This window comes from Citrobacter freundii complex sp. CFNIH4 (genome assembly GCF_002934505.1).
Lineage (GTDB): Bacteria > Pseudomonadota > Gammaproteobacteria > Enterobacterales > Enterobacteriaceae > Citrobacter > Citrobacter freundii.
Genome location: NZ_CP026231.1, coordinates 2,527,521 through 2,543,429 on the forward strand (window position 1 = coordinate 2,527,521; position 15,909 = coordinate 2,543,429).

Here is a 15,909-nt window from a genome sequence, read left to right on the forward strand (position 1 = left end):
TGGATAAACGTCAAAGAAGTGTCTAAACGCTGTCTTATGCATCCTTTATGCACGTTCTATGCATCTGTGGTGTGTGTGCAAAGAGTTACCTTGCGACATTTTGAAATAATGGTTCATTTTTATTGACACACTCTCAGCCACGCCTAGCACATCAGCCCATACGCTGAGATATTTTCCGACACTGGAACCTGTAAATTGGCCCCAACTTTCGTTTTCTTTCGAGCGGGAGTGAGTGAATAAGAATATAAAAAAACCTTTACAATGATCATATTACGATCAATATTCTCCTTGTAACTTACAAAACGAGATAACAGTGAGGGACGAAATGAAGAGAGTCGAGCCAGTCAGAGACAAAGAGAAGATCGCCGAGGTTGAGTCTCTGCTACGTAAACACAATACAAGCCCGATTTACGGTGATTTGTGGGTATTCCTGAACCAGACAGCGGCGCGAGTTGGTGATGCCCTCAGGTTACGTTATGCCGACTTCAATCACATCGAAGGGAACGTGTTGAACCTGAAGGAACAGAAGACAGGGAAAATCCGCTCGATCATGCTGACTGCCAAAGCGCTTGAACTGGTAGCACAACGTCGTGCTGACAATCCCGGTCATGAATATCTATTTGAAGTGGACAGCAACCGGGCTAAAGGAAAACCGATCAGCCGTGTGACGGTCTCAGCCAAGTTTAAAGAGGCCGGGGATATGCTCAACCTTCACATTGCCGCCCACAGCCCCCGCAAGAACTTAGGCTACCACGCTCTGAAACGTGGGGTAAGTCTGCCAACACTCACTAAGCTGTACGGGCATTCATCGCAGGCAGTCACATTGGCGTATTGTGGGATCATGGAAAAGGATGTCGAAGACGTATTCCAGACCATCGATTATTAACGACCGTTTACGGTTTTGCTTCGCAAATCGCAAGGCAATTATTGAGGACATGATGATGAAGAGACTGTTTACATTGTGGTGTGTGCTAACTCTGCTGCCGCTGGCGACTCATGCAGGAAAAATCACCATGAGCAACCCCGACGATCAAGAGTTAAAGGGCGGGAAGAGACTTTGCACTTACGAAAACAGCATTTACTTGTTCACGTTGGTGACTCGCTCGCAATCCTGCCCTTTCTCAAAAACGTTCGATACAAATGAGAATGAAAAGTGAAACGTAATTTCAACACTTCACTGACTGGTTACAGTAGGGATGTGTCAACTGTACATTGTCAGAGTTACCATCACCACCTTCACGGACACGTACGATATGATCATAAGAAACTGATTTTTCAGTATCAAGGTAACCTTGGCAAATCGGACATTTCAGAGCGTTGCGCAGAGCCACGTCAATGAACACCTTACTTTTTTGTTCATCGCTGATTTTTGCAGAAGTTCTCTTAAAATCGCCAGAGAGAATTCTCCCCTCCAATTCGGCCAGTTCGATGAGCTTACTCTCATCAATATTCTCTCCCTGCTTGAGTGATTTGATCACCGCATTTAAAAAATCACAGTAGCGAGTCACTCGGACATTGCTGCCTGGTTTTTGTACTATCATTGCGATCAAGTCCTTAAATTCGATCATTATTCTCTCAAGCCTAGACCTGATTGTTATGAAGTCTTTAAAGAATTGACCGTTATTGTTGGAGAGTTGTTTTGCTACCAGTAGCACGGTTCCTAAAAACATAGGCGTTGAGTGGATTCCAGTCGGACCATAAAAATAAATCGCTGGATGCAGCCCCAGGCTACCATCCCCATTGCCTGTAATTCTATTGCTCAATGTTGTGGCTTTGGAAAGGATTCTTAATGTATCGGTGCCCGAAACATCATCAGGATAATCTTCGATTTTTTTCAAAACACCATTCTGGTTACAATCAGTGATCAGTAAAAAATCTTTCAAAACTTGGATCGCTGTCCTGACTCCTCTAGAACCGCCTAAAGGAAGATCAAGAGTTTTAATCGGGCGATCAACCTCTGGTTCGAAGAGCAAACGATGCAGCTTTGCAGATTTATCTTCAAGTTGCAGGGCAATACCCTGATCAAACTCCGACCAGTAGCGATGACCTCTACCAGCACGAATAATTGCTCGGGTTGCTATTGGAATACTTTTCTTGCGATTCTTTAGAAGCATCTCTTCGATAGCATCAAGAGGAGTACCCTTCATATTGATGTTAAAAAATGAGGTTTCAGCCTTATCTACATCGCCAACTACCCATTGGACTGAGATGCCACGGGATGTTAGTACACTGATTCTTCTCTGTTGTTCCTCGGTCAATGAAGCATCATCGGCAAGCAGCTTCTGATAATATTCCCAACTGCCGACCCTGTCCCTCACAAGCTTCCTCGTTCTATCAGCAGCGCGGCGTTGCTCACGAGGAATATCATGCCCAAAAAGTTGATGAGATATATGACCGTCGCCATAATCATCTTCAACCCAGGCACGTAATGCACTTAAACGGTGACCACCATCGATCACAAAAAGATTGGTTGATGATCGCCAAAGAATAACGGAAGGTATCAAATCACCATTTATGTAGCATTCGAGCAGCGATACAACCTGCTCAGGCCCCCAATGATTTGTTTCACGTTGGAAATCTGGTTTCCTCAGAAGCGCTGCAATTCCATTTCCTGATTTCAATTCTCTTGCAGGAATACTGTTTAGAGTTTCAAATGAAGAATTATCTTGGATCTTTAAACCTAAATCAGCACGCTTAATCAGTGCATCTAAATTTACAAGGTTAGAACGAGCAGCCATGCTTATGTTCCTCAAGATGACAATATGGTCATTATATCTCCAGTCAATGAGGTAACAACATGATTTTCTCTATTTATTCAACCCTATTACGAATATCACCTCAATTTAACCAGTCCAAACCATCAATCACGTAACAAACTGAACGTAAAGGAAAAGTGTGCAAATAGCGTCTGGTAATCCCTGAACCGCTTTTCTCATGTCCTACCACTTGTTGCAAGTGCGCCAGGTTACCAACCCAGCCAGCTAAACAAGCTGAGATCATTGTGTGCCTGAAACTATGCACCAAGCGGCGCTGTCCGTAATCATCAAGGTATGGAATACCAAGCTGGTCGCGAACGTCAGCTAACACTTTGCCGATCTTCGGCATGTTCTTACCAGACACTGGCGAGAATATTTTCTCTTTCCACTGACGATTAACGAAATCGAGGAAACCCCACTCGATCAGTTTGGGGTGGATCGCAACTTGTCGCGTTGCATTCTCGGTTTTCCCCTGTCCACCTTCTGCTATCAGGAGATAATGCCGCTGACTGTCCTCGTCATACTTGATCTGCGATTTCTCCAGTTTGGCGATCTCTCCCCTTCTGGCTCCGGTGTATGCCAACAACAAGGTGACCCACTTCTCCCAGCCGTCAGGCTGCTTGAGCGCCCAACCCACAAACTTTCTCATTTCTGTTGCACTGTATGCGCCAAATCTCGCTTTGGACGGCGCAGCCACCACTCCATCAGTCGGAGACTTTTCCAGAATATCTTTGTTGTCAGTGAGGAAGGTTTTGAACAGCGATTTATAAATTTTCAAATGTTTGTGGATAGACTCAGCTCCAACCAAATCTTCAGGCGGCACATCATCACATTCGATCAATTGCTGAACAGTCATCGTCCGATAAGGCTGTACAACACGCTTTGGCAAGTTTTCAACAACTTCCATCACTTGCTTGATGTCCTGCTTGGTTATCGTCGTTACGTCTGTTGATGCACCGAGGACAATCAACATGACTTCCATAAAGCGCTCATTGGCCTGTGAAATTGCCTTCGTCCAGTTCTTAGCCTTCTCCTTTTTGTACATATTCCACGCGCCAGCCAGCGTTAACACTTCTTTTGGTTCGGCCTGCTCTTCTCGCATTGTAACGATGGTTGAGGCGACCACCTCTCGATATTCCTGTACAGCCAGCGGTTGGTGTTTACTGAAGTTGTCATTAAGAAATTGCTGCATTAACCAGTTTTCGTTCTGTTGCTTTAGATGGCAACTGAATTCAGACAGGCGATCCGCAAACAAGCCCGGGTTGATGCTTCCACGTTGAACCAGCGGAATTACAGGAAAAGCAAAAGACATCAGCAAATGAGCCTGGGCGTAGCTGTCAGTCTCCAGAGACTTGCGAAAATATCTATTACCCGGCAGGCGAAAGCGAGCGTAATAAATCCCGTTGCGAGTGATGGTGTGACGTATGGTTTTGTGTCCCATTTCGTGAGCCTCAATGTGATCGGCTAAACAAAACGGTTCGAAAATCGCAGATAAGTCTTTGATTCTTATCTTGGATAATCGCCAGGACTACGCTGGCATTATCCAGATCAGGTGGTACGGGTATTTCTCAGCCTTCACCAGGAAGGGCACCCCGAGTCGTTGAAACACAAACGTAATATGCTGGTTTCAGTAACAGGATACTGCCTGTGCTTAGCGATGTAAATTGGCGTACTACCCGCCCCCACAGTGAAACTACTGGTCAAGGTTGCTGCAATTCTGTACTTTCATTTACACTTTTTACGAAATGACTGGAGTGATCACAAAATAGTGCTTGTCAGACATCCGGTATGCCAGGAATGATACATGACTGATTTTGATGACCCGAAGAGGTAGAGAGGATGGGTATGAAGAATAAAATGTTGCTGGGTGCACTTCTGCTTGCAAGCAGCGTCGTCTGGGCCGCGCCAACCGCAACAGCTGCCCCCACCGGTATCGATAAATATGAACTGAGCAGCTTTATTGCTGACTTCACCCATTTCAAACCCGGTGACAAGGTCCCACCACTGTATCTCACCGAAGAATACACCATTAAACAGTGGAATCTACGCAATCTGCCCGCGCCGACGGCAGGCACCCACTGGACCTACATGGGCGGCGCGTATGTGCTGGTCAATGATGCCGATGCTAAGATCATTAAAGCTTACGATGGCGAGATTTTTTATCACCGGTAAAATAAACGCACCCAGTATAGTTGGGTGCGTGAATTTCCTGCTTTGCTTACTTTTTAATTATAGTCAATAACGACCTTTACCCGACTCATTGTTTCTCCCGCAGTGACTTTCCCTGCATACGTTCTGGTGCGGGCGTAAATATTGATTGGTACTGTATTCCCTTTCACAGTGTCAGAACGATACAGGTTACTTCTGCCATAGCCAATACTGGTTGAACCGTCCATTGATAACTGAAATCCTACCGACCCTGCGCTATTCGCCGCAGTACCATAATCGTTGGTCAGGGTTATCGAATCCTCCGCCAACGGACTCATCGGTTCAAAATAAAATAATAGATTAACAGGCGTAAACTTCAGATTCCCGGCCCCACTTGCCTGACAGGTGAATATTACCGGGTGAAGCTCAAATTCTTTCTTATCAAGATCATTAATATTTATCCTCCCCAGATCAATTTCCTGATTACCAAAATAGCAGGTTGTGATATCGACCATAATCGTAACATTTAAATTATAATTTAATTTTTTTGAACTACAGTTATCCTTATTTCCCTGACAGTATTCAAGGCTCAACTCAGTAACGAGAGGGATAGTCGCACCAGGGGCGATGATCGTTGCGGCCCCGCGGTCTGGGGCCGCAACAATTGAATAGTTCAGTACTAAACCCGCCATGTCAAAAAAATCTGACAATGTATACTTTGCTTTATTTGCAACAATATCCTTTGCTTGATAACTCACTGAAAAGGAAACAATATAATATTGACTGCCTACCTTAAAAGCATATTCACTGCTATGCAAGATGGCCATTGCGGGTGATGCTGCCAACTTACTGATTTAGTGTATGATGGTGTTTTTGAGGTGCTCCAGTGGCTTCTGTTTCTATCAGCTGTCCCTCCTGTTCAGCTACTGACGGGGTGGTGCGTAACGGCAAAAGCACCGCCGGACATCAGCGCTATCTCTGCTCTCACTGCCGTAAAACATGGCAACTGCAGTTCACTTACACCGCTTCTCAACCCGGTACGCACCAGAAAATCATTGATATGGCCATGAATGGCGTTGGATGCCGGGCAACCGCCCGCATTATGGGCGTTGGCCTCAACACGATTTTCCGCCATTTAAAAAACTCAGGCCGCAGTCGGTAACCTCGCGCATACAGCCGGGCAGTGACGTCATCGTCTGCGCGGAAATGGACGAACAGTGGGGATACGTCGGGGCTAAATCGCGCCAGCGCTGGCTGTTTTACGCGTATGACAGGCTCCGGAAGACGGTTGTTGCGCACGTATTCGGTGAACGCACTATGGCGACGCTGGGGCGTCTTATGAGCCTGCTGTCACCCTTTGACGTGGTGATATGGATGACGGATGGCTGGCCGCTGTATGAATCCCGCCTGAAGGGAAAGCTGCACGTAATCAGCAAGCGATATACGCAGCGAATTGAGCGGCATAACCTGAATCTGAGGCAGCACCTGGCACGGCTGGGACGGAAGTCGCTGTCGTTCTCAAAATCGGTGGAGCTGCATGACAAAGTCATCGGGCATTATCTGAACATAAAACACTATCAATAAGTTGGAGTCATTACCCCATTGCGGCCTTCAACCATGCCCTCTCCTGTGACTTACAGTCCAGTACAACAGTGCCATCCTGGCCAGAAGCAAAAACGCTACCATCAAGTACACCGGACATCGAATCTGGGGTGAAAGAATATGCTCCCGTAATATTTGGCGGAGGAACAAAATCACATTTATCAGCCTGTGCCCAAAAAGAGCATAATGTTAATACCGTTAACAGTATCCATCTCATCATCATTATCCTTTTATTGACATGAGTATGTCTTACTGACATCAATTTCCTGATTGAAGGAGATTGTGCAGTAACGTCCTTGTTGTTTATCAATGGCAACTTTTATTTTTGCAGGTACGTCATTAGTACGAATAAACAACATACTGCCTTGCCCAACCAGACCAATATTTTCGCCCTGTTCGCTTTCCACTTCATAACCAAAGGTTAATGGGGAACCATCCGGTCGCAGTGCTTTAAAATACCAGGGCTTACGCTGGTCGGTATCAAATTGCGCTTTGACCACTGCCCCACGATATGGCGCAACACTTTTACGGTTACCCTGTAATTCTGTTTCACTATTGGTATTAGAGACATCCAGTGTCAGCATATTCTCACGGTACGCACTCATCCCATCATATACCACCGTACCTTTACTGTTGGTCTCCCGATATTTCTGCCCATTGATATAAGCACCTTCAAGTCCGGGGGCATTTATGATGGCGAAAGTCTCAGAAAGGTGGTTTGCCAGGTTTATACCACCAGCCCACGCCACAACCCCACCGGAGATGCTGCCACTGCTTTGTTTATATTTTGTAGATTGACTATAACTACCGTTAACCGTTGCAACAGGAGCACGCCACGTAACGTTTGCCCCAGCGCTGGTTTCGCTGTCTTGTCGCTGATGGCTCAGGTTTAAACCATAGTTAAATTGATCGCGATCGCCTGCAATCCCACTGATACCGGTATTATTTGATGCGAAACCATCATCATCAAATGTGGTCGAGTTCGAGAGATATACCTGTCGCCGTGGCGTGGATATGCCATCTCCCCAGTTAAAGGGTATGGAGATAAAGATGTTGAAACGTTTATCTTCATTATGATCTTCATCGTAGGTTTGGCTAGCAGAAAGCGTATAGCTAATCCGTTGCCAACTATTGGTGTAGCTCAGTTGATAATCTTTATTACTACCGCTACGTCCCCAGTAGTCACGCCATAATGTGCTTAGCGATACGGCTCCCCCCCCCTCAGGAAGCGACTGATTGATGTTGGCTGTAAAACTGTTTTTACGACCGAAATCATACTGATAATAATCAGCAATATCGTAGACATCATTTTCATCACGATGATAACTGTTTTTGTTATTCGCCCATACGTGATCGTTAAATGTACGATAGTCACGAGAAGAATATCGGTATGCCGCTAAACTAAATCGCGTCCCTGTCTGCGTAAGATATTTATTCCACGCAACCTGGTAACTCTGGCCATCAAAAATGTCACCATTATCCTGTTTACTATGTGACTGCGTGGCGTCAAAAGAAACAGCACCAATGCGCGTATTCCAGCCAGTTCCCAGCGTAAAAGCATTATAGTTATCCCCCAGCATTGTACCGCCATACAGCGTTAATAGATTATTAAAGCCATACTGATAACTGGCCTGAACGAAATCACTTTGGTTGCTGGCGCCTTCAATATGGCTGCGACCCGCGACAAAATCATACTTAGACACGCCAGGCTGTAACATATTAGGTACAGACGAATAAGGAACCAGATAGGTCGTAACGGTACCATCCGCTTCTTTCACGCTAACGTCGAGGTCCGACCCGCCGCCTGCTAACTGCAAATCGGCAATCGAGAAGGGGCCCGGCGGTACCTCTTTTTGATAGACAACAAAACCATTTTGTTCAATAGTGACAAGGGCATTACTTTGTGCAATCCCTTGAACTAACGGCGTAAAATTCTGTTTTGAGTTCGGCAGCATCTGCATATCGCGATACAAGCGCACCCCGCAAAACCGAACGGTATCAAAAATATCTGATGATGTGTACATATCACCCGCGCGCAATGTGCCCAATATTTCCGGGATGCCGCGCTCCAGATAAAGCGTATTACTCTTCCACTCACCATTACTATCATCAGTCTTATTGTAACTGGCATCAGAATGTAGTTGCCAACCAAATAAATTCAACCCGCTATTAAAACGAGCAAAAGTATTTTTACTCTTACCGGAGTCTTTATAATCGCTATAGTATTGGCTCACATAATAGGAAGTATACAGCGCATTAATCCCCCGGTCCCAGTTTTCAGGCTCGACGTAACCGTATTCAAGTTCATTGACAAAAGCCTGCGGGACATTGAGATCAAGGCGAAATCGGCTCACATCAAAAGTCGAAGTTCCCCCTTTAAGTGCAGTTTTTAAAGGCACACATTGTGCTTCTTTATCGACTTTAATCCCTTCAGACTTAATCCCAAAACGATGAATGAGATCCCATGTCAAACACGTGTCATCAGGTTCATCTTTGACATTCAACTCATATTTTCCACGCCATTGGTTGTTAAGATAGATATCTAGATCATAGGTTCCAGAAATCGGTTTTTCACCATCAAATCTAAAATCACTGACCTTTTCACCCTTTAATCCCCCCATCATAAAATGGGTATCAAATGTTTCTTCTTCAGCAAATAGCTGACCCGAGAACAACAGAAAAAATATCGTGGAAGCAAGTGGAGTTATCCTTAACATGGCCACACCTCATATTATTTAACTCTGAGCGTATCGCTAACATAATTACCGCGATCATCAATAATGGTCACAACATACTGATTGCTACCATTATTTCTCAGTTGGAGCAGTTGACTGGATAACGGTGGTAATAAAATAGTTTTACCATTTAGCTGATTTCTGTTCGCTTCAATCTTGGGAATGGTAATCCAATTCGCAGTAGCATTATTTAAATTTAGCCCACCGTTGCTGCGAGAAAAACTTAACTTTTTAATACTATTTTGTGTGACTGACTCGACGCTCTTAGGTCGGTACAGCAATTTCAATCTGTTCTGCATGGCAAATTTTAGCGTATTCTTCCCATCTTGATTATTTGTATTTGGGGGTATATCCAGCACATTAAAATAAAAAAGACTTTCTTTATCACTTGGTAAGTTATTGGCAATTTTTTTGATTTTTATTTGCTGCCCTGAATTACCTTTAACACGGATAACTGGCGGAGTCAGCAAAAATGGTACATCTATTTTTTCCGGAGGTAATGTAGTATCGCCATCATCAATCCAGGATTGTACCAGTGATGCCCTGGTACTCTCATTCATCAACTGAACGATAATCTCTTTTTTCTCTGCCGGATATATAACACGGGTGCCATAAATCACGATATCAGCGTGTGCCGGGAGCGTCAATGCTATCAGGCCTGAAAGTAAAATCCGTTTCATAATACACTACCTTATTGATAGCGCTATATTGTCGAGTCATCCCGACAATATAGCCATTTAGAATTAATCAGTTTCAACAGTAAATTTTATCGTAGATTTTACATCGCCAGCGTTAACAACCTGAGCCAGTCGTGCCCATCGGGCATCAAATTTTAAGGTGTACTTGACACCTTCATTTCCAATGGACTCACCTTTCAACCCGCTAACATCCACAACCTGGTGTTTCTCGTTGATATTAACGAAACTCGTGGTGGTGTTATAAAAATCAACAGCGAACCCTACGCCGGTAGTATCGTCCCCATCATCCTGTAATAGTCCCGGATGTTCCGAGAATTTAGTTGGTGAAAAGGTAATATTTTTTAACTCTACCGTAGACGGACAAATAATTTCAATTGAATCTGCATCGGTATTCCAAACTTTTGTATTGCTAATAGCTCCGATACCAATTTTATACACATCAGAAGTTGAAATTGTACCCATGTCAATAATTGCCGAGTCACCACCATTGGAATTAAAATGACAAGAAGACCCTTCTACAGTCGCTTGAATGATTAACTGTCCCTCATCAGTGATATCCGCAGCATGCGCCATTCCGACAGATAAAAATGGTAACATTGCCGAAAAAATAATGGATCTTTTCATAGGTCATTCCTTATTAATTTTAATAAACACATCCTTTTAACAACTTCGAAATCAAAATGTCACGAGAATAATTTTACCGCAATGTGAAATGATGTTTTATTTGATTTAAAGCAAATTTCACTAAGCATTATTCAAGAATTAGATAATACATATTTAAGTAATTGACGATAATAATAAATAACGGAAAGCAAATGTAATAGAAGGAAAAATTAAAGAAGCGGCAGTATTACGCTGGGTAAAACTGCCGTTTGACAAGATTCATTCTGAGGTCATTAATCGTAGGTATTGAGCACTATTTGCCGTGTCGTATCACCCGGTAACATCACACGTTTCGTATTGACCCCTTGGTAGTTTGGTTTGTCGTTTCCAGCCGTCAATCGAGCCGCATCTGACTGGCAATCATTTTGAGGCTCGCCACCTGTCATATCGATATGGCATGTGGACTCAACAATATGCCCGATGATTGTTAGCTTTCCATCGATTGTATCAGAAGCCAAAGCCTGCAAACTCATTCCATAAGCCAGAGTAATAACTCCCAAGAATAAACTTTTCTTCATTGTGTTCATTATTCCTGTAATGGGTGGAAAACAGCATACAAACTGCCTGCACTGTGAATTATGGGTTAACTACCCTGTTTGATCCAATTGAAATTGTAGATTAATGAGATAGATTTGATCAATTACAATGATGCATTGAGATGATTTATTCGGAAAAAGGTATGAATTATAAACACAGAATGAACAATATCGTAATATTTTTAAATTTAATATATTCACCGCATCAATAATACATTAATGCGGTGAATATCTGTAACGCTATAAATTACACCGCGCGGAAAGCAATCTCGCCCGGAATAACTTCTCCCTGCCAATACAGCTGTGCCGCCACACGCCCTGCAAGGTCGCGGTAAATGGCGGTAAATTCGCTGTCTGGACGGCTGATAACCGTCGGCGTACCGCGATCGAGGTCTTCACGCAGAGAAATATGCAGCGGCATTTGTCCCAGCAGTTGGGTGTGGTACTGCTCGGCCAGTTTCTGCGCGCCACCGGTGCCAAAGATTGGCTCATGGTGACCACAGTTGCTGCAAATATGCATACTCATATTCTCAACAATACCCAATACCGGCACTTCGACTTTTTCGAACATCACAATGCCTTTTTTCGCATCGATCAGCGCGATATCCTGCGGCGTAGTGACAACAACCGCGCCCGTTACCGGAATGTTCTGCGCCAGCGTCAACTGGATGTCACCAGTGCCCGGCGGCATATCCAGTACCAGATAATCAAGATCCGGCCATAAGGTTTCCTGCAACATCTGCAACAGCGCTTTACTGGCCATCGGTCCGCGCCACACCATCGCGTTATCGTCAGTGACCAGATAACCAATGGAGTTCGTTGCCAGACCATGAGACATGATCGGCGCCATGTGGGTACCATCTGGCGAGGTTGGACGCTGGTTTTCCGCGCCAAGCATTGTCGGGATAGACGGACCATAAATATCGGCGTCCAGAATCCCCACCTTCGCCCCTTCTGCAGCCAGCGCCAGCGCCAGGTTCACGGCGGTAGAGGATTTACCCACGCCACCTTTACCTGAACTGACGGCGATGATGTTTTTCACACCATTAATACCTGGCTGATTTTTCACGCGTTTCAGCGTCGCGATGTTATGCGACAGTTTCCAGTCGATCGCTTTCGCGCCGGTAATACGCAGCAGATCGGCGCTACATTGCTCTTTTAAGTCCTCAAACGCGCTATGCCAAACGAACGGCATGACCAGCTCAACGTGCAACGTGTCATCCATCCAGGCGACGTGGTGCAACGCTTTAAGCGTCGTCAGATTATGCTTCAGGGTTGAATGCTGAAAATTCGCCAGCGTCCCGGCAACCATGGCGCGCAGGGTCTCTGGTGATTTGGCCTGGGATTGTGCGTTCATCCCGACTCCTTTTTGTTGTTCTGAATATACAATAGTCACCAGGTAGTTTACTCCAACCGCAACAATTATTCATTTACGGATAAATGCCCTTATCGCTTGGCGCAGTAATTACCATTTTGGTACTATCAAAGCCCTTTTCACTACAAAAGAAGTAATTGCCCACTATGACTCAAGTCGCGAAGAAAATTCTGGTAACGTGCGCGCTGCCGTACGCCAACGGCTCAATCCACCTCGGCCATATGCTGGAGCACATCCAGGCTGATGTCTGGGTCCGTTACCAGCGAATGCGCGGCCACCAGGTTAACTTCATCTGCGCGGACGACGCACACGGTACGCCAATCATGCTGAAAGCACAGCAGCTTGGGATCACGCCAGAGCAGATGATCGGTGAAATGAGTCAGGAGCATCAGACTGATTTTGCAGGTTTTGACATCAGCTATGACAACTACCACTCGACGCACAGCGAAGAGAACCGTGAGCTGTCTGAGCTGATTTACACGCGCCTGAAGGAAAACGGTTTTATTAAGAACCGTACAATCTCCCAGCTTTACGATCCGGAAAAAGGCATGTTCCTGCCGGATCGTTTTGTTAAAGGCACCTGCCCGAAATGTAAGTCTCCGGATCAGTACGGCGATAACTGTGAAGTCTGCGGCGCAACCTACAGCCCGACCGAACTTATCGAGCCGAAATCCGTTGTGTCTGGCGCGACGCCGGTGATGCGTGACTCCGAACACTTCTTCTTTGATCTGCCGTCATTCAGCGAAATGCTGCAGGCGTGGACGCGCAGCGGCGCGTTACAGGAGCAGGTCGCCAACAAAATGCAGGAATGGTTCGAATCCGGCCTGCAACAGTGGGATATTTCCCGCGATTCCCCGTACTTCGGTTTTGAAATCCCGAATGCGCCTGGCAAATACTTCTACGTCTGGCTGGACGCGCCAATTGGCTATATGGGTTCATTCAAAAACCTGTGCGATAAGCGCGGTGACACCACCAGCTTTGATGAATACTGGAAGAAAGATTCCGACGCCGAGCTGTATCACTTCATCGGTAAGGATATCGTTTACTTCCACAGCCTGTTCTGGCCTGCCATGCTGGAAGGCAGTAACTTCCGTAAGCCGACCAACCTGTTTGTCCACGGTTATGTGACGGTGAACGGCGCGAAGATGTCTAAATCTCGTGGCACCTTCATTAAGGCAAGCACCTGGCTGAAGCACTTCGATGCCGACAGTCTGCGCTATTACTACACGGCGAAACTATCTTCACGTATTGATGACATCGACCTGAACCTGGAGGACTTTGTCCAGCGCGTTAATGCCGATATCGTCAACAAAGTAGTCAACCTGGCATCCCGTAATGCAGGCTTTATTGCTAAGCGTTTTGACGGCATTCTGGCGACTGAGCTGGCCGACCCGGCGCTGTATAAAACCTTCACCGACGCCGCAGCAGTGATCGGCGAAGCATGGGAAAGCCGTGAATTTGGTAAAGCTATTCGTGAAATCATGGCGCTGGCCGACGTGGCAAACCGCTACGTTGACGAACAAGCACCGTGGGTTGTGGCTAAACAGGAAGGCCGCGATGCCGACCTGCAGGCAATTTGCTCCATGGGCATTAACCTGTTCCGTGTGCTGATGACCTACCTGAAGCCGGTTCTGCCAACGCTTGCTGAACGTGTGGAAGCGTTCCTTAACTGCGAACTGAGCTGGGATGCCATTGAGCAGCCACTGCTCGGTCACAAGGTCAACACCTTTAAAGCGCTGTACAATCGCATCGACATGAAACAAGTTGAAGCGCTGGTGGAAGCGTCGAAAGAAGAAGTGAAAGCCGCTGCCGCACCAGTAACCGGTCCGCTGGCGGATGACCCGATTCAGGAAACCATCACCTTTGACGATTTCGCCAAAGTTGACCTGCGCGTAGCGTTGATTGAAAACGCCGAATTCGTGGAAGGTTCCGACAAACTGCTGCGTCTGACGCTGGATCTCGGTGGTGAGAAACGAAACGTCTTCTCTGGTATTCGTTCTGCGTATCCGGATCCACAAACCCTGATTGGCCGCCAGACCATTATGGTTGCTAACCTGGCTCCTCGTAAGATGCGCTTCGGCATTTCTGAAGGGATGGTAATGGCCGCAGGTCCTGGCGGGAAAGATATCTTCCTGTTAAGCCCGGATGAAGGTGCAAAACCAGGCCAACAGGTGAAGTAAGTCAAGTATCTCAAGCGCTGCAACCGCAGCGCTTTTTTTTTGCTACGTGAGTGCTTCCTCTAATCTTAACCCTTAATCCATTTTCGGACTGCTCAGTTGTTAATATTAGATTTATTCTATACTGCACTGGGATCAAGATAGTCCGGGCTTACCAGATTCGTGGAGGTTATTGTTTAACATCCGATATTCATGAAATGGAGTTTTACATGAAAGCGTTACATAAATTTTTCACTCTCGCCGTGGTATCGGTTGTGTTTTTTTCCCTGGCAGGATGCGGTGATAAAGTAGAGACAAAAACATTTAATGCCAACCTCAACGGTTCGGATATCACTGTCTCTTACACCTATAAAGGTGATAAGGTCCTGAAGCAAATCTCTGAAAGTAAAATCAGCTATGCGTCAGTCGGTGCCAGCAATAAAGAAGAAGCAGCAAAAGTATTCGACGCATTAAGCGCCAAATATCAAAACATTACTGGTATAGAAGAAAAACTCACCTATTCAGATACCTACGCGCAAGAAAATGTCACTATCGATATGGAAAAAGTTGATATAAAAGCGTTGCAGGCCATTTCAGGGATGAAACTATCTGAAAACGCCGATAAAAACATCAGCATGAAGCAAATGCAAACGGTAATGGAATCGGCGGGTTTTAAAGAAGTGAAGTAAAGCATCGGCGACCCGATTTTGATCGTGGTCGCCAGCGCTGCTTTACGCTTTCTTTTTATGCTCTCGCGACGTTAAACCACGCAGAAAATAACGCAGGAACTGATCGCCGCATTCGCGATAATTCTTATGGTCCGGCGCGCGCATCATGGCGGTAATTTCCGGCATCGACACACGGAATTTCTGCTCGGTCATAATTGCCAGAATATCATCGGTTTTCAGTGAAAAAGCGATACGCAGTTTTTTCAGCACCGTATTATTGTTAACACGACGCTCAAGCGCCAGTTCCGGTGCAGAATCATCTTTACCACGCAGATGATAAATCAGACCGTTTAAAAAACCGGAGAGAATGATATCCGGGCAGCGAACAAACCCGTCTTCATCTTCTTTTGTCGTCCAGGTATCGAAATTTGCGGAGATGGATTCCATGTCAGCAAGCGCAAGAATACGCACCATGTCGTTATTGTTCGCTTTCAGGGTGTAGCGCAGGCTACGAAGAATATCGTTACTTAGCATAGAGCCTTCAACAGTCGGTGATGCAATGGCGCGCAGTG

Annotated in this window: 14 protein-coding genes; 5 read left to right on the top strand and 9 right to left on the bottom strand. The window is 45.7% G+C overall.

Translation table 11 applies throughout. The annotated features are described in order from the left end of the window. The first annotated feature begins 325 nt into the window (after positions 1 to 325). Positions 326 to 886, top strand: a complete 561-nt coding sequence (locus tag C2U41_RS13070; RefSeq protein WP_008321055.1) for a tyrosine-type recombinase/integrase — start codon at positions 326 to 328, stop codon at positions 884 to 886. Between the two features lie 280 nt (positions 887 to 1,166). Here C2U41_RS13070 and C2U41_RS13080 read toward each other — a convergent pair whose 3' ends face one another. Next, complete coding sequence (locus C2U41_RS13080) at positions 1,167 to 2,738, bottom strand: GmrSD restriction endonuclease domain-containing protein (RefSeq protein WP_088903277.1); 1,572 nt, start codon at positions 2,736 to 2,738, stop codon at positions 1,167 to 1,169. Positions 2,739 to 2,838: 100 nt separating this feature from the next. Next, the gene (locus C2U41_RS13085) at positions 2,839 to 4,197 is read right to left on the bottom strand and encodes an integrase (RefSeq protein ID WP_088903276.1); all 1,359 of its coding nucleotides are present in this window, start codon (positions 4,195 to 4,197) and stop codon (positions 2,839 to 2,841) included. A gap of 398 nt (positions 4,198 to 4,595) precedes the next feature. Between C2U41_RS13085 and C2U41_RS13090 the strand changes: the two genes are divergently transcribed. Next, positions 4,596 to 4,928, top strand: coding sequence for an RcnB family protein (locus C2U41_RS13090; protein ID WP_016150637.1), 333 nt, complete (start codon positions 4,596 to 4,598; stop codon positions 4,926 to 4,928). Between the two features lie 53 nt (positions 4,929 to 4,981). On the opposite strand, the gene C2U41_RS13095 is transcribed toward C2U41_RS13090, so the two are convergent. Further along, a complete protein-coding gene (locus C2U41_RS13095; RefSeq protein ID WP_103848847.1) occupies positions 4,982 to 5,731 on the bottom strand; it encodes a hypothetical protein in 750 nt (249 codons plus the stop codon). A gap of 59 nt (positions 5,732 to 5,790) precedes the next feature. Between C2U41_RS13095 and C2U41_RS13105 the strand changes: the two genes are divergently transcribed. Continuing rightward, positions 5,791 to 6,488 (top strand): IS1-like element IS1B family transposase gene (locus C2U41_RS13105; protein ID WP_095033700.1). Its coding sequence is split into 2 segments (ribosomal slippage): positions 5,791 to 6,040 and positions 6,040 to 6,488, totalling 699 coding nucleotides; the frame shifts between segments, so codons are not numbered across the junction. A 248-nt stretch (positions 6,489 to 6,736) separates the two neighbouring features. Here the strand turns inward: C2U41_RS13105 and C2U41_RS13110 are convergent. The 5 genes from C2U41_RS13110 to apbC all read right to left on the bottom strand — a co-directional run bounded on the left by C2U41_RS13110 (position 6,737) and on the right by apbC (position 12,495). After that, positions 6,737 to 9,223, bottom strand: a complete 2,487-nt coding sequence (locus C2U41_RS13110) for a fimbrial biogenesis outer membrane usher protein (protein WP_103848650.1) — start codon at positions 9,221 to 9,223, stop codon at positions 6,737 to 6,739. 14 nt (positions 9,224 to 9,237) lie between these two features. Continuing rightward, a complete protein-coding gene (locus tag C2U41_RS13115) occupies positions 9,238 to 9,921 on the bottom strand; it encodes a fimbria/pilus periplasmic chaperone (protein ID WP_048240680.1) in 684 nt (227 codons plus the stop codon). Positions 9,922 to 9,984: 63 nt separating this feature from the next. Next, positions 9,985 to 10,563: a fimbrial protein gene (locus C2U41_RS13120; RefSeq protein ID WP_032936683.1), complete on the bottom strand. Its 579-nt coding sequence runs from the start codon at positions 10,561 to 10,563 to the stop codon at positions 9,985 to 9,987. Positions 10,564 to 10,835: 272 nt separating this feature from the next. Continuing rightward, positions 10,836 to 11,120 carry a DUF2574 family protein gene (locus tag C2U41_RS13125; RefSeq protein WP_032936871.1) on the bottom strand — a complete coding sequence of 95 codons (285 nt, stop codon included), beginning with the start codon at positions 11,118 to 11,120 and terminating at the stop codon, positions 10,836 to 10,838. Positions 11,121 to 11,385: 265 nt separating this feature from the next. Next, complete coding sequence (apbC, locus tag C2U41_RS13130; protein ID WP_003027343.1) at positions 11,386 to 12,495, bottom strand: iron-sulfur cluster carrier protein ApbC; 1,110 nt, start codon at positions 12,493 to 12,495, stop codon at positions 11,386 to 11,388. 164 nt (positions 12,496 to 12,659) lie between these two features. Here apbC and metG point away from each other — a divergent pair, with 164 nt between their 5' ends. Continuing rightward, positions 12,660 to 14,693 (top strand): methionine--tRNA ligase, encoded by a 2,034-nt coding sequence (gene metG / locus C2U41_RS13135; RefSeq protein ID WP_003844377.1) that lies wholly within the window; start codon positions 12,660 to 12,662, stop codon positions 14,691 to 14,693. A 206-nt stretch (positions 14,694 to 14,899) separates the two neighbouring features. Continuing rightward, positions 14,900 to 15,358: a YehR family lipoprotein gene (locus C2U41_RS13140; protein ID WP_003840158.1), complete on the top strand. Its 459-nt coding sequence runs from the start codon at positions 14,900 to 14,902 to the stop codon at positions 15,356 to 15,358. A gap of 42 nt (positions 15,359 to 15,400) precedes the next feature. On the opposite strand, the gene C2U41_RS13145 is transcribed toward C2U41_RS13140, so the two are convergent. Beyond that, entirely contained in the window at positions 15,401 to 15,871 is a 471-nt protein-coding gene (locus C2U41_RS13145) for a DUF1456 family protein (RefSeq protein ID WP_003027346.1), read from the bottom strand. Positions 15,872 to 15,909 lie beyond the last annotated feature (38 nt).